The 15,176-nt window shown below is 64.4% G+C and carries 17 protein-coding genes; 12 read left to right on the top strand and 5 right to left on the bottom strand.

Going from position 1 to position 15,176, the window contains the following annotated elements; all coding sequences use genetic code 11:
- The first annotated feature begins 25 nt into the window (after positions 1-25).
- Positions 26-316 (top strand): translation initiation factor IF-1, encoded by a 291-nt coding sequence (gene infA, locus MTR72_RS26515; RefSeq protein ID WP_280966826.1) that lies wholly within the window; start codon positions 26-28, stop codon positions 314-316.
- 270 nt (positions 317-586) lie between these two features.
- Positions 587-799: a cold-shock protein gene (locus MTR72_RS26510; protein WP_063699053.1), complete on the top strand. Its 213-nt coding sequence runs from the start codon at positions 587-589 to the stop codon at positions 797-799.
- A 28-nt stretch (positions 800-827) separates the two neighbouring features.
- Here the strand turns inward: MTR72_RS26510 and MTR72_RS26505 are convergent, their stop codons facing one another.
- The 3 genes from MTR72_RS26505 to MTR72_RS26495 all read right to left on the bottom strand — a co-directional run bounded on the left by MTR72_RS26505 (position 828) and on the right by MTR72_RS26495 (position 3,013).
- Positions 828-1,475: a TadE/TadG family type IV pilus assembly protein gene (locus MTR72_RS26505; RefSeq protein ID WP_280966827.1), complete on the bottom strand. Its 648-nt coding sequence runs from the start codon at positions 1,473-1,475 to the stop codon at positions 828-830.
- 48 nt (positions 1,476-1,523) lie between these two features.
- A complete protein-coding gene (locus MTR72_RS26500) occupies positions 1,524-2,027 on the bottom strand; it encodes a pilus assembly protein N-terminal domain-containing protein (RefSeq protein ID WP_280966828.1) in 504 nt (167 codons plus the stop codon).
- Positions 2,028-2,185: 158 nt separating this feature from the next.
- Entirely contained in the window at positions 2,186-3,013 is an 828-nt protein-coding gene (locus MTR72_RS26495) for a sterol desaturase family protein (RefSeq protein ID WP_280966829.1), read from the bottom strand.
- A 282-nt stretch (positions 3,014-3,295) separates the two neighbouring features.
- Between MTR72_RS26495 and MTR72_RS26490 the strand changes: the two genes are divergently transcribed.
- The 10 genes from MTR72_RS26490 to MTR72_RS26445 all read left to right on the top strand — a co-directional run bounded on the left by MTR72_RS26490 (position 3,296) and on the right by MTR72_RS26445 (position 12,229).
- Complete coding sequence (locus MTR72_RS26490; RefSeq protein WP_280966830.1) at positions 3,296-3,460, top strand: Flp family type IVb pilin; 165 nt, start codon at positions 3,296-3,298, stop codon at positions 3,458-3,460.
- Between the two features lie 74 nt (positions 3,461-3,534).
- Positions 3,535-3,678, top strand: a complete 144-nt coding sequence (locus MTR72_RS26485; RefSeq protein WP_280966831.1) for a hypothetical protein — start codon at positions 3,535-3,537, stop codon at positions 3,676-3,678.
- A gap of 129 nt (positions 3,679-3,807) precedes the next feature.
- Positions 3,808-4,332: an A24 family peptidase gene (locus tag MTR72_RS26480; RefSeq protein ID WP_280966832.1), complete on the top strand. Its 525-nt coding sequence runs from the start codon at positions 3,808-3,810 to the stop codon at positions 4,330-4,332.
- 128 nt (positions 4,333-4,460) lie between these two features.
- On the top strand, positions 4,461-5,261 hold the full coding sequence (cpaB, locus tag MTR72_RS26475; protein ID WP_280966833.1) for a Flp pilus assembly protein CpaB: 801 nt from the start codon (positions 4,461-4,463) through the stop codon (positions 5,259-5,261).
- Between the two features lie 11 nt (positions 5,262-5,272).
- Entirely contained in the window at positions 5,273-6,748 is a 1,476-nt protein-coding gene (locus tag MTR72_RS26470; protein WP_280966834.1) for a type II and III secretion system protein family protein, read from the top strand.
- Between the two features lie 21 nt (positions 6,749-6,769).
- Positions 6,770-7,504 (top strand): CpaD family pilus assembly protein, encoded by a 735-nt coding sequence (locus tag MTR72_RS26465; RefSeq protein WP_280966835.1) that lies wholly within the window; start codon positions 6,770-6,772, stop codon positions 7,502-7,504.
- Positions 7,501-8,769, top strand: coding sequence for an AAA family ATPase (locus tag MTR72_RS26460; protein WP_280966836.1), 1,269 nt, complete (start codon positions 7,501-7,503; stop codon positions 8,767-8,769). The genes MTR72_RS26465 and MTR72_RS26460 overlap by 4 nt, the downstream gene beginning before the upstream one ends.
- Before the next feature lie 21 nt (positions 8,770-8,790).
- Entirely contained in the window at positions 8,791-10,254 is a 1,464-nt protein-coding gene (locus MTR72_RS26455) for a CpaF family protein (protein WP_280966837.1), read from the top strand.
- Between the two features lie 13 nt (positions 10,255-10,267).
- Entirely contained in the window at positions 10,268-11,245 is a 978-nt protein-coding gene (locus tag MTR72_RS26450) for a type II secretion system F family protein (protein WP_280966838.1), read from the top strand.
- A gap of 9 nt (positions 11,246-11,254) precedes the next feature.
- A complete protein-coding gene (locus MTR72_RS26445) occupies positions 11,255-12,229 on the top strand; it encodes a type II secretion system F family protein (protein ID WP_280966839.1) in 975 nt (324 codons plus the stop codon).
- Positions 12,230-12,414: 185 nt separating this feature from the next.
- Here MTR72_RS26445 and MTR72_RS26440 read toward each other — a convergent pair whose 3' ends face one another.
- The gene (locus MTR72_RS26440; RefSeq protein ID WP_280966840.1) at positions 12,415-13,227 is read right to left on the bottom strand and encodes a tetratricopeptide repeat protein; all 813 of its coding nucleotides are present in this window, start codon (positions 13,225-13,227) and stop codon (positions 12,415-12,417) included.
- 93 nt (positions 13,228-13,320) lie between these two features.
- Positions 13,321-14,811, bottom strand: a complete 1,491-nt coding sequence (locus tag MTR72_RS26435; RefSeq protein WP_280966841.1) for a metallophosphoesterase family protein — start codon at positions 14,809-14,811, stop codon at positions 13,321-13,323.
- Positions 14,812-15,176: the final 365 nt, after the last annotated feature.

Raw genomic sequence — 15,176 nt, 5'->3', positions numbered from 1 at the left:
CGTCCCACGACCTGGAGACAACCACATGGCTAAGGAAGAGCTGATCCAGTTCGAAGGACTGGTGACCGAAATCCTCCCCGATGCGCGCTACCGCGTCCAGCTCGACACTGGGCACGAGATCGTGGCCTACACCGCCGGCAAGATGAAGAAGAACCGCATCAAGACCCTCGCGGGCGACCGCGTCACGGTCGAGATGTCGCCTTATGATCTGGAGAAGGGCCGGCTGATTTTCCGCCACAAGGACGAACGTCCCTCGACGCCCGGCGGCCCGCCGCGGGGCGGCGCGCAGCGTGGAGGCCAGTTCCGCCGCCGCTAGCGAGCCCTCTGGCGCGGAAGGCGCGGAACTAAAATGCTGACCTGTATGCTGATTTGCCGCGTAAATCGCGGCGGATCAAAAAATCGTGCGCGTCAGGATTGTTTTGAGGCCCTATTTCCAATAAAATGAATTAATCGATTTTCGGCCGGACGACATTAGCATCCACCGGTACAGCCGGTTCAGACACGCTGACGACCCTTCCAAAAATTCGATCTAACCTGCCTGCGCGAGCGGGCTCAGACATTGTGTACTTGAGAAGGGACTACCCCCGTGAGCATGGGAACCGTGAAGTGGTTTAACGCGACCAAGGGCTATGGCTTCATTCAGCCCGATGATGGCGGCAAGGACGTGTTCGTTCACATCAGCGCCGTCGAGCGCGCCGGCCTCGGCACGCTGCGCGAAGGCCAGAAGGTCTCGTACGAGATCGTGGCCGACCGCCGTTCCGGCAAGTCGGCGGCGGACAACCTCCGCACCGCAGGCTGAGCTTTAAGGGCTTACCGCCCTGACCGGTTCAAGCGAACGAACCAAGGAAAAGGCCGTGCGCGATGCACGGCCTTTTTTGATTCCAGTATCCGCTCGCAGATTTCAGCACGACGACGGTACGCCGTTGTAGGGAACACAAGTGACCTGGCGCGGCCGCGTGTAGGAGAGATCGCTCAGCGGTATGCTCGACTTCAACACGTAGCCCACCGAAGGCGTGTACGTGTAGCTCGCCTCGCTGAGTATGAGGTAGCTCGACGGAATCAAGAGCGCCGACGGAATCATCGTGGTGACCTTTGTCGCCGGCCTTCCGAGCCGAGGTCGCCAGCGTCGCTTGCATCGCGCCGCTCGTGATGGTGCCGGTCTTGCTCCACTGGATCGTGGCAATGCTGTTGGCATCGATATAGATCTCGGAGATCGTGCCTTTCACGAAGGTAGCGTCGTAAGGCATGATAGCCGAGATGCTAGCCGTGAACGCGTTCTGCATGTCGGTATCGGCCAGCGTCGTTGACTGCGACGTCAAATCGGACAGAGTCCGTGCAATCAACGTGACTTTGCGATCGATCGCTATGGCCGACGAAAACTCGACCGTGCCGAAGAACATCACCAGCATCAGCGGCACGATGACCGCGAATTCAGTCGCAGCGAGTGCGCGCCGGTCGGCGACGAAATCGCGCACTGAGGGAAAACCGCAGGCGGACTTCCCGTCCCGCCAGCTCCGATCGTGCTAGTTCGCCTTGGCAGCAGCCGCCGCGCCGGCGCTGCCGCTGGCGGTGCTGCTCAGCGAGCCGGCCTGGCTCATCGCGGTGCTGAAGTATTTGTCGCTGTCGCCGAGCGTGACGCGGCGCTGGCAGATCGGCATGCAGCTATAGGACTCGCGCTCGATCCCGCGATAGACGGTGACGAGCCGGTCGCTCGGGCCTTCGACCTGGATCTGACGATCGACCAGGATCTCGCCAGCCCTGTCGAGCGCAATGAAATTGGTGGCGCCGTAGCCCTTGCCGGTCACGACGATCATGCCGCCGGGCTGGAGCGTGACGTCGGCGATCAGGGGATTGCCGACCACGATGGTGGCCACCTTGCCGGGGAGCCTCACGAGCTTGGCCTGATCGACATTGACGGCAATGGTGTCGGCACTGGATTCGGCAAGGCCGGCAGCGGGTGACGCCAGCATGGCGGCCGCAACCAGAAGACCGATGCGCGCATGACGGCGCAGGAACTCTTTACGCATACTCTACTCCCGGGACGTCACATACCGGCAGAAGCGATACCGAAGCGGAGCCGGCGCCCGACCCCGCTAACCTGCACTTAATTCGTGAACGTTCCGCAAACTTGCCGACTATTGTTTGAATGGCCTTGCGCTGTTACGGCGCCTCGGCCGGACCATTGCTATTGACGGAACGGATAGGCGAGCTGGCCGGCGATCTCCTTCGGCATGGTCGCTTCGTCCTTGCCGTATCCCTGCGGCAGTTCACCCTCCGGCATCCGGAAGGTACCGAACAGCACGTCCCAGATCGGGAAAGTCCCGGCAAAATTGGTATCGCCCCCCTGCTCGAGCGAGGTGTGGTGCCAGCGGTGAAACACCGGCGTCGCCAGCACGTATCTGAACGGCCCGAAGGTCCAGTTCAGGTTGGCGTGCACGAACGCCGAGTGGAAGGTGGTGAACGGGCCAACCCAGATCATGACGTTCGGGGAAATGCCGGCCATCAGCAGCACGACATCCACGCCGATCGTGCCGAGCACGAGATTGACGGGATGGAAGCGAGCAGCGGAAATCCAGCCCAGCTCCTCCGAGGAGTGGTGGATCGCATGGTATTTCCAGAACCCGCCGCCGTGGAACAGCCGGTGCAGCCAGTACAGCATGAAGTCGGAGAGGATCAGGAACAGTGCGCCCTGCACCCAGAGCGGAAGCTGCGATAGCGGGCCGTGGCCGTTGTCGTAGAAGGCGATGAGCTCGTCGGCATCGTGGATGTTGAAGACGACGCCGGCGCCGACGATCAATAGCCCGATCCGCATGGTGCGGGCGAACACCGGGACGAAGAACCAGTAGCAGATGTCGGTCACGATCTCCCGCTTGCGCCACCACGGCGCGCCGGGATTGCACGCCCAGAAATGCTCGAGCACCGTGAAGACGAGCGCGAGCATGAGCGTGATGGGAACGACCTTCTCGATGGTTTCGCCGAGCATCAAGGCGACTTGCATGGGTAGGCTCGACATTCGTCGCCTTTCCTTCCAATTCGAGGCGCCTCCAGGCGTACTCCCCGAAATTTAAGGGAGGGTGAAGCCGCCCGCCGGCTCCGGCATCCATTCGGTGCACCGCGAATGGAGGCGGATTGCGAGCGACGTCTTAAGGTCAAATTCACCGTCGCGAAAAGCATCGCCCGGCATTCGAGTTTCCCCGATCGGATTAACTCTACCGAAAGAGCTCGGCTCTCATGTTCGAGCGCGTAGAGGACAGCGCCCGACCGCGGCCGCCCCACCCGAGATGGAGTTTTGCTCATGAAGAACTTGATTGCGCGTTTCGTGAAAGATGAATCCGGTGCCACCGCAATCGAATACGGTCTGATTGCTGCCGGCATCGCGCTCGCAATCATCACCGTGGTCAACAGCCTCGGCACGACGCTGAACGCGAAGTTCAGTGCGATCAGCTCCTCGCTGAAGTAAGCGGCCGGACAGACCGCAGCAAAAGCCCCGGATTGCCGGGGCCTTTGTTTTTCTGGACACATCGAGTTCCCGTCGTGTTGCGTAAGTACAGGACCGATGCCGCGTTCACGGCAAACCAGGCGGAGACGGTGCGGACCGACGCGCCGGCCTACTGGGTTTGTCTTGCGTTGCTGCTCGCGGTGGTCGCGCTCGCGGCGCGAATTGCCAGCATCTGGTGAAGCCGCCCGCCCCGGGTTTTCCCGGCGCCGAGGTCGCCATCGCCGTTGTCGGTTTGTTTAGCACTGGCCGGCTAGCGTGCGGCGACGCCCCGATCCCGCGACAGATGCGCTGATCCCAGGAAACAGCCCATGATTCTCGACCTCGCGCGCCTTCTGCTGTTCCCGGCCCTGATGGCGTTCGCGGCGGCGAGCGATCTCTTCACCATGACCATCTCGAACCGCGTGTCGCTGGCGCTGGTCGCCGGCTTCTTCGTGCTCGCCATTGCCGGTGGCATGGCACCTTACGACATGCTGGCTCATGTCGGCGCCGGCGCGCTCATGCTGGTCGTGGCCTTCACCTGCTTCGCGATGGGCTGGGTCGGCGGCGGCGACGCGAAGGTCGCGGCCTCGGTCGCGCTCTGGTTCGGCTTCGCACAGTTGATGAATTTCCTGCTCTACGCCTCGCTGTTCGGCGGGGCGCTCACGCTGCTGTTGCTGCAATTCCGGCAATGGCCGTTGCCTTACGGGCTTGCCGGCCAAGCCTGGCTCGCGCGGCTGCATGCCAAGGAGAGCGGCATCCCCTACGGCATTGCGCTCGCGACGAGCGCATTGATGGTCTACCCGGAGACCGAGTGGGTGAAGGCGATCGACCTCGCCCACCTCGCACTGCGCTGAACGCACGGGATACACCGGGCGTTAAGGCGATTTAGATACGCCTCATTAACCATGCTTTGACGAATAGCTGGTCAACTGCCGATCACGGCGGCGGCAGCGTCGCGGCGTTTTGTTGGAAAGTGAAGCGTATGAATAGGGCACGCATTGTCGTCCTGACGGTTGCGATCTGCGCCGGCGGTGTCGCCGCGTACCTCGCGAGCGGCTCGGACAATTCTGCGCCGCCTCCCGCTCCGGTCGCGCAGCTTCCGACCGTCGACGTGCTGGTGGCCAAGAACGACATCGGCCTCGGCCAGACCGTGAAGCCCGAAGACGTGCAGTGGCAGACCTGGCCGTCAGCGACCGCCAGCGCCACCTTCATCCGCCGCAATGAGCGTCCCGATGGCGCGACCCAGGTCACTGGTTCGATCGCCCGGGCGCCCTTCATCCAGGGCGAGCCGATCCGCGACCAGAAGCTGGTCAAGGCCGAGGGCTCGGGTTTCATGGCCGCAATCCTGCCGAGCGGCATGCGCGCCGTCTCCACCGAGATCTCGCCGGAGACGGGTGCCGGCGGCTTCATCCTGCCTAACGATCGCGTCGACGTGCTTCTCACTCGGCGCCTCAAGAATCCGGACGAGAGCGGCAGCGCGCCGGACATCGTCACCTCCGAAATCATCCTGGCCAATGTCCGCGTGCTCGCCATCGACCAGGCACCGAAGGAAAAGGACGGCCAGAACGCGGTGGTCGGCAAGACCGTCACCCTCGAGCTCAATCCCGCGCAGACCTCGACGCTTTCCGCCGCCCGCCAGAGCGGCACGCTGTCGCTGGCGCTACGCAGCATTGCCGACGTCAAGATGAGCGACAACACGCTCCTCGACGAGTCCGCGCAAAAGCGCGACGGCATTTCGATCATTCGCTACGGCGTACCCAGCCAGACGGCAAAGATACGATGAGGACTTGCGAGATGACATGCAGGGTCAACACGGCGAAGCTGCGGACCGCGGTGGTCCGCGCCCTGTCGTTTTCCGCCGTGGCCGCGCTGACGCTCAACCCGATGCTTACTCCCGTGCTCGCCGCCGACTACCGCCCCGTGACGCCGATCGCGGCCGACGGCCAGATGAACGCGCGCTTCCTCTCGCTCGGCGTCGGCAAGTCGGTCGTGATCGACCTGCCGCGCGACATCAAGGACGTGCTTGTCGCCGACCCGAAGATCGCCAATGCGGTGGTGCGCTCGGCGCAGCGCGCCTACATCATCGGCGCCACCGTCGGTCAGACCAACATCGTGTTCTTCGATTCCGCCGGCCAGCAGATCGCGGCCTATGACATCGCGGTCAAGCGCGATCTCAACGGCGCTCGCGCCGCGCTGAAGCAGATCCTGCCCAATTCCGACATCCAGATCGACGGCCTCGGCGACGGCGTCATCCTGACCGGTACGGCTGCCAACCCGATCGAGGCGCAGCAGGCCAACGATCTCGCCGCCCGGCTCGCCGGTGGCCCGGACAAGGTGGTGAACTCGATCGTGGTCCGCGGCCGCGATCAGGTCATGCTGAAGGTCACGGTCGCTGAAGTCGCGCGGAGCATCGTCAAGCAGCTCGGCATCGATCTCTCCGCGAATCTCAACTACGGCACGTCGGTGGTGACTTTCACCAACTCCAACCCGTTCACGGCCCTCGGCCGCAATCTCGTGGACGGCAACAATCTGACCGCGAAGTTCGGCGGAGGCCCGTCGGTGCAGGCCACTCTGCGCGCGATGGAGACCGCCGGCGTGATCCGCACGCTGGCCGAGCCGAACCTGACCGCGATCTCGGGTGAATCGGCGACTTTCGTCGCCGGCGGTGAATTTCCGGTGCCGGCCGGCTATGCGTGCGATCCCACCACCCATGTCTGTACTACCCAGATCAGCTTCAAGAAGTTCGGCGTCTCGCTCAACTTCACCCCGGTGGTGCTTACCGAGGGCAAGATCAGCCTGCGGGTGATGAGCGAGGTGTCGGAACTGTCCAACGAAAATGCGATCACGCTGTCGCAGGCCGTGACCTCGACCTCGGTGAACTCGCTGACGGTGCCCTCGATCAAAACCCGGCGCGCGGAGACCTCGCTCGAAATTCCGTCCGGCGGCGCAATGGCGATGGCCGGCCTGATCCAGGATCAGACCAAGCAGGCGGTCAGCGGATTGCCGGGCCTGATGCAGCTTCCGGTTCTTGGAACGCTGTTCCGCAGCCGCGACTTCGTCAACAATCAGACCGAGCTCGTCGTGATCGTGACGCCCTATATCGTGCGCGCGGTGGCGCAGAAGGACCTGTCGCGTCCGGATGACGGCTTTGCCGCACCCGCCGATCCGCAGGCCGAGCTGATCGGCAACATCAATCGCATCTACGGCGTGCCTGGCCGGACCGATCCGGCGCGGAATTATCGCGGCACCTACGGCTTCATCACCGACTGAGGCGGAAACGGGGACTTCGCTATGATCACAAGACCACCCCAGATTCGCAAAGGCGCCATCCGCCTCGGTGGCGCACTCGTCGGTATGGCGCTGGCGCTCGGCGGCTGCCAGCACGACGAGGCGGTCACCGCTTCCATTCCCGACGACTACAAGCAGCGCCATCCGATCGCGATCGAAGAGCAGAACCGCTCGATCGTCGTCTTCGTCGGCCATGCCCGCGGCGGCTTGACGCCGGCTCAGCGCGCCGACGTCATGGGTCTGGCGTCGGCTTGGCTGCGCGAGGGTACCGGCGCGATCCATATCGACGTGCCGGCCGGCACGCCGAATGCGCGTCCGGCGGCCGAAACGCTGCGCGAGATCCAGGCGATGATGGCGGCCGCCGGCGTGCCGCCACGCGCCGTCATGGCGCGCCCTTATCAGCCCGAGGACAGGCGCTTCCTGCCACCGATCCGGCTGACCTATTCGAAGATCGCGGCGGTCGCCGGCCCTTGCGGCGTGTGGCCCGAGGACATCGGCCCCTCGATGAAGAACAGGGGCTGGTTCGAGAACAAGCAGTATTACAACTTCGGCTGCGCCTATCAGCGCAACCTCGCCGCCATGGTCGACAATCCGTCGGACCTGGAGCAGCCGCGGCCCGAAACGCCGTCCTACACGGCACGGCGCACGACGCTTCTCGAGAAGTACCGTAAGGGCACTCCGACGGCGATCACCTATCCTGAAGCCGACAAGGCCAAACTCAGCGACACCGGCAGATGATCAGCTACGCTCGCCAGACTCAACAAGAGCAGCCGGAGGCCCCTCCTCCGCCGGTCGAGGAGCATATTGCGCCCGCGCCGCGCGTCTCGGTCCAGGCCTTCTGCGAGACGGTGGAGACCGCCGCCGCCGTCCAATCGGCCGGCGAGGATCGCCGTCTCGGCAAAGCCCATCTCAAGATCCAGATGGGCGGCATGGCGGCCGCCATCGAAGCCTACCGCTCCGCGCCAACGCCGAACGTCATCGTGCTGGAGAGCGACGGCCGCAGCGACCTCCTGACCGGCCTCGACCAACTCGCCACGGTCTGCGATGCCGGCACCCGCGTCATCGTGATCGGCCGCATCAACGACGTCATGCTCTATCGCGAACTGGTTCGTCGCGGCGTCAGCGACTACGTGCTCGCGCCGGTCGGCGCCATCGACGTCGTGCGATCGATCTGCAACCTGTTCTCGGCACCGGAAGCCAAGGCGGTCGGCCGCATCATCGCCGTGGTCGGGGCCAAGGGCGGCGTCGGCGCCTCCACCATCTCCCACAATGTCGCATGGGCGATCGCGCGCGACCTCGCCATGGACGCGGTCGTCGCCGATCTCGACCTCGCCTTCGGCACCGCCGGGCTCGACTACAACCAGGATCCGCCGCAGGGCATCGCAGACGCGGTGTTCTCGCCCGATCGCATCGACACCGCATTCGTCGACCGCCTGCTGTCGAAATGCACCGATCACCTCAGCCTGCTGGCGGCGCCGGCGACGCTCGATCGGGTCTATGACTTCGGCAGCGAGGCCTTTGATGCCGTGTTCGACACGCTGCGCTCCACCATGCCTTGCATCGTGCTCGACGTCCCGCATCAATGGTCGGGCTGGACCAAGCGCTCGCTGATCGGAGCGGACGACATCCTGATCGTGGCGGCGCCGGACCTCGCCAACCTGCGCAACACCAAAAACCTGTTCGATCTGCTCAAGGCCGCGCGTCCCAACGACCGGCCGCCGCTCTACTGCCTGAACCAGGTCGGTATTCCGAAACGGCCGGAGATCGCCGCCGCCGAGTTCGCCAAGGCGATCGAGAGCCAGCCGGTCGTCTCGATTCCGTTCGAGCCGCAGATCTTCGGATCCGCCGCCAACAACGGCCAGATGATCGCGGAGATCTCCGCCAACCACAAGTCGATCGAGATGTTCCTGCAGATCGCCCAGCGCCTGACCGGCCGCAGCGAGGCCAAGAAGCAAAAGTCGTCCCTGCTTTCACCCCTGATTGACAAGTTGCGGGGAAAATAGGCCGCCGCATGGAGTTGTTAAGTGTTCGGTAAGCGTAGCGGAACAGACACCGACTTTCGGGCCCCCAAGCCCGGTGCCGTGTCGCCAGAGCCTGTCCAGGCTTCGGCGCCCACGGTGTCGCGCGCGCCGCCCCCGCCGGCCGTCGTCTCGCCGCCGCTTGCTCCTGCCAAGCCCGCGCCGACCATCGAGACCCGCCGCTCGGACAACTATTACGAGGTCAAGGCGACCATCTTCGGCGCGCTGATCGAGGCCATCGATCTCGCTCAGCTCGCCAAGCTCGATTCCGAATCGGCACGCGAGGAGATCCGCGATATCGTCAATGAGATCATCGCGATCAAGAACATCGTGATGTCGATCGCCGAGCAGGAAGAGCTGCTCGACGACATCTGCAACGACGTGCTCGGTTATGGCCCGCTCGAGCCGTTGCTCGCGCGGGACGACATCGCCGACATCATGGTGAACGGCGCGGGCACGGTCTATATCGAAGTCGCTGGCAAGATCCAGCGCACTGGCATCCGCTTTCGCGACAACCAGCAGCTCCTCAACATCTGCCAGCGCATCGTCAGCCAGGTCGGCCGGCGCGTCGACGAATCCTCGCCGATCTGCGACGCCCGCCTCGCCGACGGCTCCCGCGTCAACGCCATCGTGCCGCCGCTGTCGATCGACGGTCCCGCGCTTACCATCCGCAAATTCAAGAAGGACAAGCTGACGCTCGATCAGCTCGTCAAGTTCGGCGCGATCTCGCCGGAGGGCGCGGAGATCCTCCAGATCATCGGCCGCGTTCGCTGCAACGTGCTGATCTCCGGCGGTACCGGCTCGGGCAAGACGACTCTGCTCAACTGTCTCACCAACTACATCGAGCACGACGAGCGCGTCATCACCTGCGAGGACGCGGCCGAGCTCCAGCTCCAGCAGCCCCATGTGGTCCGGCTGGAAACCCGCCCGCCCAACATCGAGGGCGAGGGCCAGGTCACCATGCGCGAACTGGTGCGCAATTGCCTGCGTATGCGTCCCGAACGCATCATCGTCGGCGAAGTCCGCGGACCCGAGGCTTTCGACCTGCTCCAGGCCATGAACACGGGCCATGACGGCTCGATGGGCACGCTGCACGCCAACAATCCGCGCGAGGCGCTCTCACGCTGCGAATCCATGATCACGATGGGCGGCTTTTCCCTTCCCTCGCGTACCATCCGCGAGATGATCTGCGCCTCGATCGACGTCATCGTTCAGGCCGCGCGACTGCGCGACGGCTCGCGCCGCATCACCCACATCACCGAGGTGATGGGCATGGAAGGCGACACCATCATCACCCAGGACATCTTCGTCTACGACCTCATGGGCGAGGACGCCAACGGCAAGATCATCGGCCGGCACCGCTCGACCGGCATCGGCCGTCCGCGGTTCTGGGAACGCGCCCGCTACTATGGCGAGGAGAATCGCCTGGCCGCAGCGCTCGACGCGGCCGAAGCGGCGGCGAAGGCGTGAGCAGGGTGCCACCATGAACATGCAGGTCCTCGCCTTCACCTTCCTTGCGACCGCCGCCGCCGGCGGCATCGCGTGGGTCTTCCTTTATCCGCTGTTGTCCGGCGAGCGGCAGGCGGAGAGCCGCCGTGCCTCGATCGCCCGCGCCGAGGCCCCCACGGCCCGCGCGGCCGAGAAGACCCAACGTTCGCGCCGCGAGCAGGTCGAGACCACGCTCAAGGATCTCGAGGCGCGGCGCCAGCAGGAGAAGAGCGTTCCGCTCAGCGTCCGCCTGTCGCAGGCGGGGCTCGACTGGACGCCGCAGAAATTCTGGATCGTCTCCGCCGTGTTGGGCGGCGTGCTGGGTGCAGTCGCACTGTTCGTCGGCGGAGGCCTGATCGGCGCCGCCGGTCTCGCCTTTGCCGGCGGCTTCGGCCTACCGCGCTGGGCGCTGAGCTTTTTGAAGAAACGCCGCGAAGACAAATTCCTGGCCGCCCTGCCCGACGCCGTCGACGTGATCGTGCGCGGCATCAAGGCCGGCCTGCCGCTGTTCGAATCGATCAAGGTCGTCGCCGCCGATTCGCCGGAGCCGCTGCGCAGCGAATTCCTGGCGATCATCGAGACGCAGGCGATCGGAATGCCGCTCGGCGAGGCCTGCGCGCGGCTCTACGACCGCATGCCGCTGCCGGAAGCCAACTTCTTCGGCATCGTCGTGTCGATCCAGCAGAAATCGGGCGGCAACCTCTCCGAAGCGCTCGGCAACCTCTCCAAGGTGCTGCGCGATCGCAAGAAAATGAAAGAGAAGATCCAGGCGATGTCGATGGAGGCCAAGGCCTCGGCCGGCATCATCGGCTCGCTGCCGCCGATCGTCATGTTCCTGGTCTATCTCACCACCCCGCAATACATCTCGCTTCTGTGGACCCATCCCACCGGCCAGCTCATGCTGGTCGGCTGCGTCGTCTGGATGTCGATCGGCATCATGGTGATGAAGAAGATGATCAACTTCGATTTCTGACGGTGCCGCATGGTCGAATTTCTCGTCGCGAAACTGCATGACGTCCGCTTCATGACCATGCTGCTGGCGGCCATCGCCGCCAGCGCCACCGTCTATACGCTGGTGATGCCGCTGTTCGCCGGCGAAGGCCTCGCCAAGCGCATGAAGGCGGTGGCGAGCGAGCGCGAGCGCATCCGGCAGCGCGAGCGCGAGCGCCTTTCCAAGGGCGAGAAGGTCTCGCTGCGCCAGACCCCCAAGCAGCTCGTCTCCAAGGTGGTCGAGGATTTCAACCTCACCAAATGGCTGGCGCAGGAAGCCGCGCGCGAGAAGCTGGTGATGGCGGGCTATCGCGGCCACGCGCCCTACATCACCTTCCTGTTCGCCCGCATGGTCGCCCCGCTGGTGCTGTTCATCGGCGCTATCCTCTACGTGTTCCTGATCGCCCATATGGAGAAGCCGATGCCGATCAAGATCGGCATCTGCATCGGCGCGGCCTATCTCGGCCTGCAGGCGCCGATGCTGTTTCTCAAGAACGCCATCTCCAAGCGCCAGCTCTCGATCAAGCGCGCCTTTCCGGACGCGCTCGACCTGCTGCTGATCTGCATCGAATCCGGCATGTCGGTCGAAATGGCGTTCCGGAAAGTGGCCACCGAGATCGTGGGCCAGTCGATCGCGCTGTCGGAGGAATTCACGCTGACCACGGCCGAGCTGTCCTACTTGCAGGACCGCAAGGTCGCCTATGAGAACCTGTCGCGGCGCACCGGTCTCGAGGGCGTCAAGTCGGTCTGTCTGGCGCTTCAGCAGGCGGAGCGTTACGGCACGCCGCTCGGCCATTCCTTGCGCGTCATGGCGCAGGAAAACCGCGACATGCGCATGAACGAGGCCGAGAAGAAGGCGGCCGCGCTGCCGCCGAAGCTGACGGTGCCGATGATCCTGTTCTTCCTGCCGGTGCTGTTCGTCGTCATTCTCGGACCGACCGGCATCAAGGTCGCTGAGCTGCACTAGGGCGCGATGAGGTCAGGCCCGGCCTGACTACGTGCGGCCGATCGCAAAATATCGAAAAACAACCCCATGCAAAGTAGCCGGCAACCGCCGGCTCAAGGCCTTGCGGATCCAGCGAACTAACTGATCCCCAGGGCAAAATCGCTGCGGCCGCGCACGCGGTCCGTGCCGTCTCGAGAAACGGCCGATCAGTCGGACTGGCTGAGGGAGGCGACCGGCGTGCGCTTGGCCGCGCCGCGCGGCGCCTCGTTGCGGTTCAGCATGTCCTTCAGGTAGGCGACGTTGGCCGCCGCCTGGTCCGGCGGCAGGTCCGCCTTCACGATGGTCTCGGCTTCCGCAAAGCGCCCCTGCAGGCCGACCACCAGAGCGAGGTTCTGCCGCACCCGGCCGCTCGCACGTGGCGAGGCATAGGCCTGCCGCAGCGCTTCCTCGGCCTTCGGCAGGTCCTTCGACAGCATGTAGGACAGACCGAGATTGGAGAGCACGCCGGGATCGCCCGGCATGATCTTCAGCGCGCTCGCATAATAGCTGCGCGCCTCCTCATGCCGGCCCATCTGATCGAGCGCGGTGCCCTGCACGGAGAGCAGGCGCCAATCCGGATTGTCGGGCGAGTGCGCCTTCGACAGCACGTCGAAGGCCTGCTGGAAATTGCCGTTGTCGGCGAGCGCGCGGCCGTATTGGGCCAGCAGCGCCTTGTTGCCGGGGTGGGCGATGGTCGCCTGCTCGAGCACGGCGGCGGCCTGCGCACGCTGGCCATTGGCACGCAAGGCCTGGCCATAAGCGAGCGCGACGTCGGCGTCCTTGGGATTTGCACGGTAGCGCTCGCCATAGGCTTCGACGGCGCGCGCGGGATCGGCGGGAGCGGCTTCCGCTCGCGATCCGACCGAGCCGGTGACGTCGGAGAGCTTCGACATGGCGGTGCAGCCGCCGAGGCTGACCGTCACCATCGCAACCAGCGACGTGGACGCAAGAAGCCGGGCTGGACTGAACCGTTGACGCATGACGCCTTGACTCTTGAGCCGATTGATCGAGCCGAACGCGTCAGCAATAGACTGTTAACCCTAACGGCCAGTTAACGACAGGCCGCCGCATCCTCAGTGCGGCGTTCCCGCTGGCGCCTCGTTGCCGAGACCCGGATCGAGGCCGAGCGCCTTCACCTGATCGTTCAGGTCCAGCAGCAGCCGCAGCCTCTGCCGGATCTGCTGCTGCACGTCGATGCCCTCGCGCGGCATCTTCGGAAGTCGGCGCAGCAGGTCGGCACGATTGATTAGCGGGTTCGCACGGAGCTCGTCGAGCTCGGCGCGATCGACGCCGAGCACATCCGCCGATTGCTCGACCAACGCGTTCAACAGCGCCCTCGCCGCACCCAGCGGCTTGCCCCCCGGCTTTGCGGACTTGCTGTCGAGATCATTCCACGCCTTTGACGTGACGAGATAGGTGTAGAGCGCGTCCGCCCAGCTCAGTTCGCGATCGTCGTAGAAGGCGCGCCGCGCCAGCAACCGGCGGGCCAGCGCCACGAGCAGATCCCGGTTCAACGTCGCGCATGAGGCGATCTCGATCGCCGACTGGAAGGCGGGATCGCGGGAGAAATCGCGCCCCGCCGGAAGCCTGATGATGCCGTCCGGCAGGTTGCTATCGAGCGGCTTGAAGGCACCATCATTGCGCAGTCGCGAATACCGGGTGATGGCGAACCGGTAATGCGGGCTGCCCGCATCGGGCGACGGCCCGAAATGGATGATGTTGAAGCCGGCCTCGTCGCCGCCCTGCCCAGTCGAGGATGGACAGGAGAGCACGTAGATCGTGCGCCAGAAATCCTCGCCGCCCTCGCTCGCTGTGGCGCGCGGATCGGGGACCGAATAGCGGGCGAGACCCTCAACATGCCGGTGACCGTGCAGGATCAGATTCACGTTGAGCGAGGTAGCCGCTTCGAGAAACGTCGCGGGCGCGGCCAGATACATCAGCGGTTCGTCAGGGACGCCGAGGAAGCGCTTTCCCTCGCCGGTCGCCTGCGGCAGCGGATGATGATGCAGCGCCAGCACGCGCACCAGGTTTTCTGCGGGCTCGGCATAGTCGGCGCGTCCGGCCGAGCCTAGATTCCCTGCGAGTTCGACGCTCAGCCGCGCGGAGCGGGACACCATCGCGTTGTAGGCGCTCGCATCGATCGTGCTGCTCTCGAGCGTGGAGAGGCTGGCGCTGTTGGAATCCAGCAGCACGAGGTCCAGGCCGGACTGGCGGTAGTAGATGCTCTTCGACGTCCGCGGCAGATGCAGGTAGTCGTAGGCGTCGTGCCGGCCGCCGCGCTGGCTCGGACGCTTGACGTCGTGATTGCCGGCGACCGCCTGAATGTCGGTGAATAAGCCGCTTTGCCGGAAGGACGCGATGACCGCGAGCGCCTCGTCGAGCGCGCGCGGCCTCGGATCATTCACGAGATCGCCGGTCATCAGCAGGATGCGATCTGGAACTGTCGAAAACTCCGGCATCCTCTCGCCCAGCGCAGCGGCGAGAGCATCGATCGCGGGAAGCAGCCGGCCCGATCCGTCCAGATGCAGGTCGGAAATATGCGCAATGACGAACGACCTATCCATTTGCGCCGCCTCATGGGAATGCTACGCGGCCAAAGCGATGAGAAAAATGCCTGCGACGAACCGGTCCAAGTCGGCATCGATCGGTATACCGTTGCGTTCTTAAGCTCCATCGTGCAGAACGCGCCATAATCACAATCTAAAATATTCTACGATAATGCCACAACCGCAGCGCTAGTAAACTACGACTGTCCATGCGCCGTCCTGTCGTGAGCGACCGTTCTCACGGCAAGATACGAGGTGGGTCCGCGAATGGTCCTGCCATCGTTATGGGGAATCTGTCTTTGCTCAAGAGCTTCGATCAATGGTAGGATAACCAAACAATTGCCGTGGGTGGAATTAAGGGTCGGCCCGAGTAGTTGCTTTGC

Origin of the sequence: Bradyrhizobium sp. ISRA442 (assembly GCF_038085055.1) — a bacterium.
In the GTDB taxonomy this organism is placed as follows: domain Bacteria; phylum Pseudomonadota; class Alphaproteobacteria; order Rhizobiales; family Xanthobacteraceae; genus Bradyrhizobium.
This window is presented reverse-complemented; position numbering and strand designations above follow the sequence as displayed.

Coding starts and splice junctions, on each gene's coding strand:
- infA (WP_280966826.1), top strand. CDS start 26: ATGGCTAAGGAAGAGCTGATCCAGTTCGAAGGACTGGTGACCGAAATC.
- MTR72_RS26500 (WP_280966828.1), bottom strand. CDS start 2,027: ATGCGTAAAGAGTTCCTGCGCCGTCATGCGCGCATCGGTCTTCTGGTT.
- MTR72_RS26495 (WP_280966829.1), bottom strand. CDS start 3,013: ATGTCGAGCCTACCCATGCAAGTCGCCTTGATGCTCGGCGAAACCATC.
- MTR72_RS26490 (WP_280966830.1), top strand. CDS start 3,296: ATGAAGAACTTGATTGCGCGTTTCGTGAAAGATGAATCCGGTGCCACC.
- MTR72_RS26480 (WP_280966832.1), top strand. CDS start 3,808: ATGATTCTCGACCTCGCGCGCCTTCTGCTGTTCCCGGCCCTGATGGCG.
- cpaB (WP_280966833.1), top strand. CDS start 4,461: ATGAATAGGGCACGCATTGTCGTCCTGACGGTTGCGATCTGCGCCGGC.
- MTR72_RS26470 (WP_280966834.1), top strand. CDS start 5,273: ATGACATGCAGGGTCAACACGGCGAAGCTGCGGACCGCGGTGGTCCGC.
- MTR72_RS26465 (WP_280966835.1), top strand. CDS start 6,770: ATGATCACAAGACCACCCCAGATTCGCAAAGGCGCCATCCGCCTCGGT.
- MTR72_RS26460 (WP_280966836.1), top strand. CDS start 7,501: ATGATCAGCTACGCTCGCCAGACTCAACAAGAGCAGCCGGAGGCCCCT.
- MTR72_RS26450 (WP_280966838.1), top strand. CDS start 10,268: ATGAACATGCAGGTCCTCGCCTTCACCTTCCTTGCGACCGCCGCCGCC.
- MTR72_RS26445 (WP_280966839.1), top strand. CDS start 11,255: ATGGTCGAATTTCTCGTCGCGAAACTGCATGACGTCCGCTTCATGACC.
- MTR72_RS26440 (WP_280966840.1), bottom strand. CDS start 13,227: ATGCGTCAACGGTTCAGTCCAGCCCGGCTTCTTGCGTCCACGTCGCTG.
- MTR72_RS26435 (WP_280966841.1), bottom strand. CDS start 14,811: ATGGATAGGTCGTTCGTCATTGCGCATATTTCCGACCTGCATCTGGAC.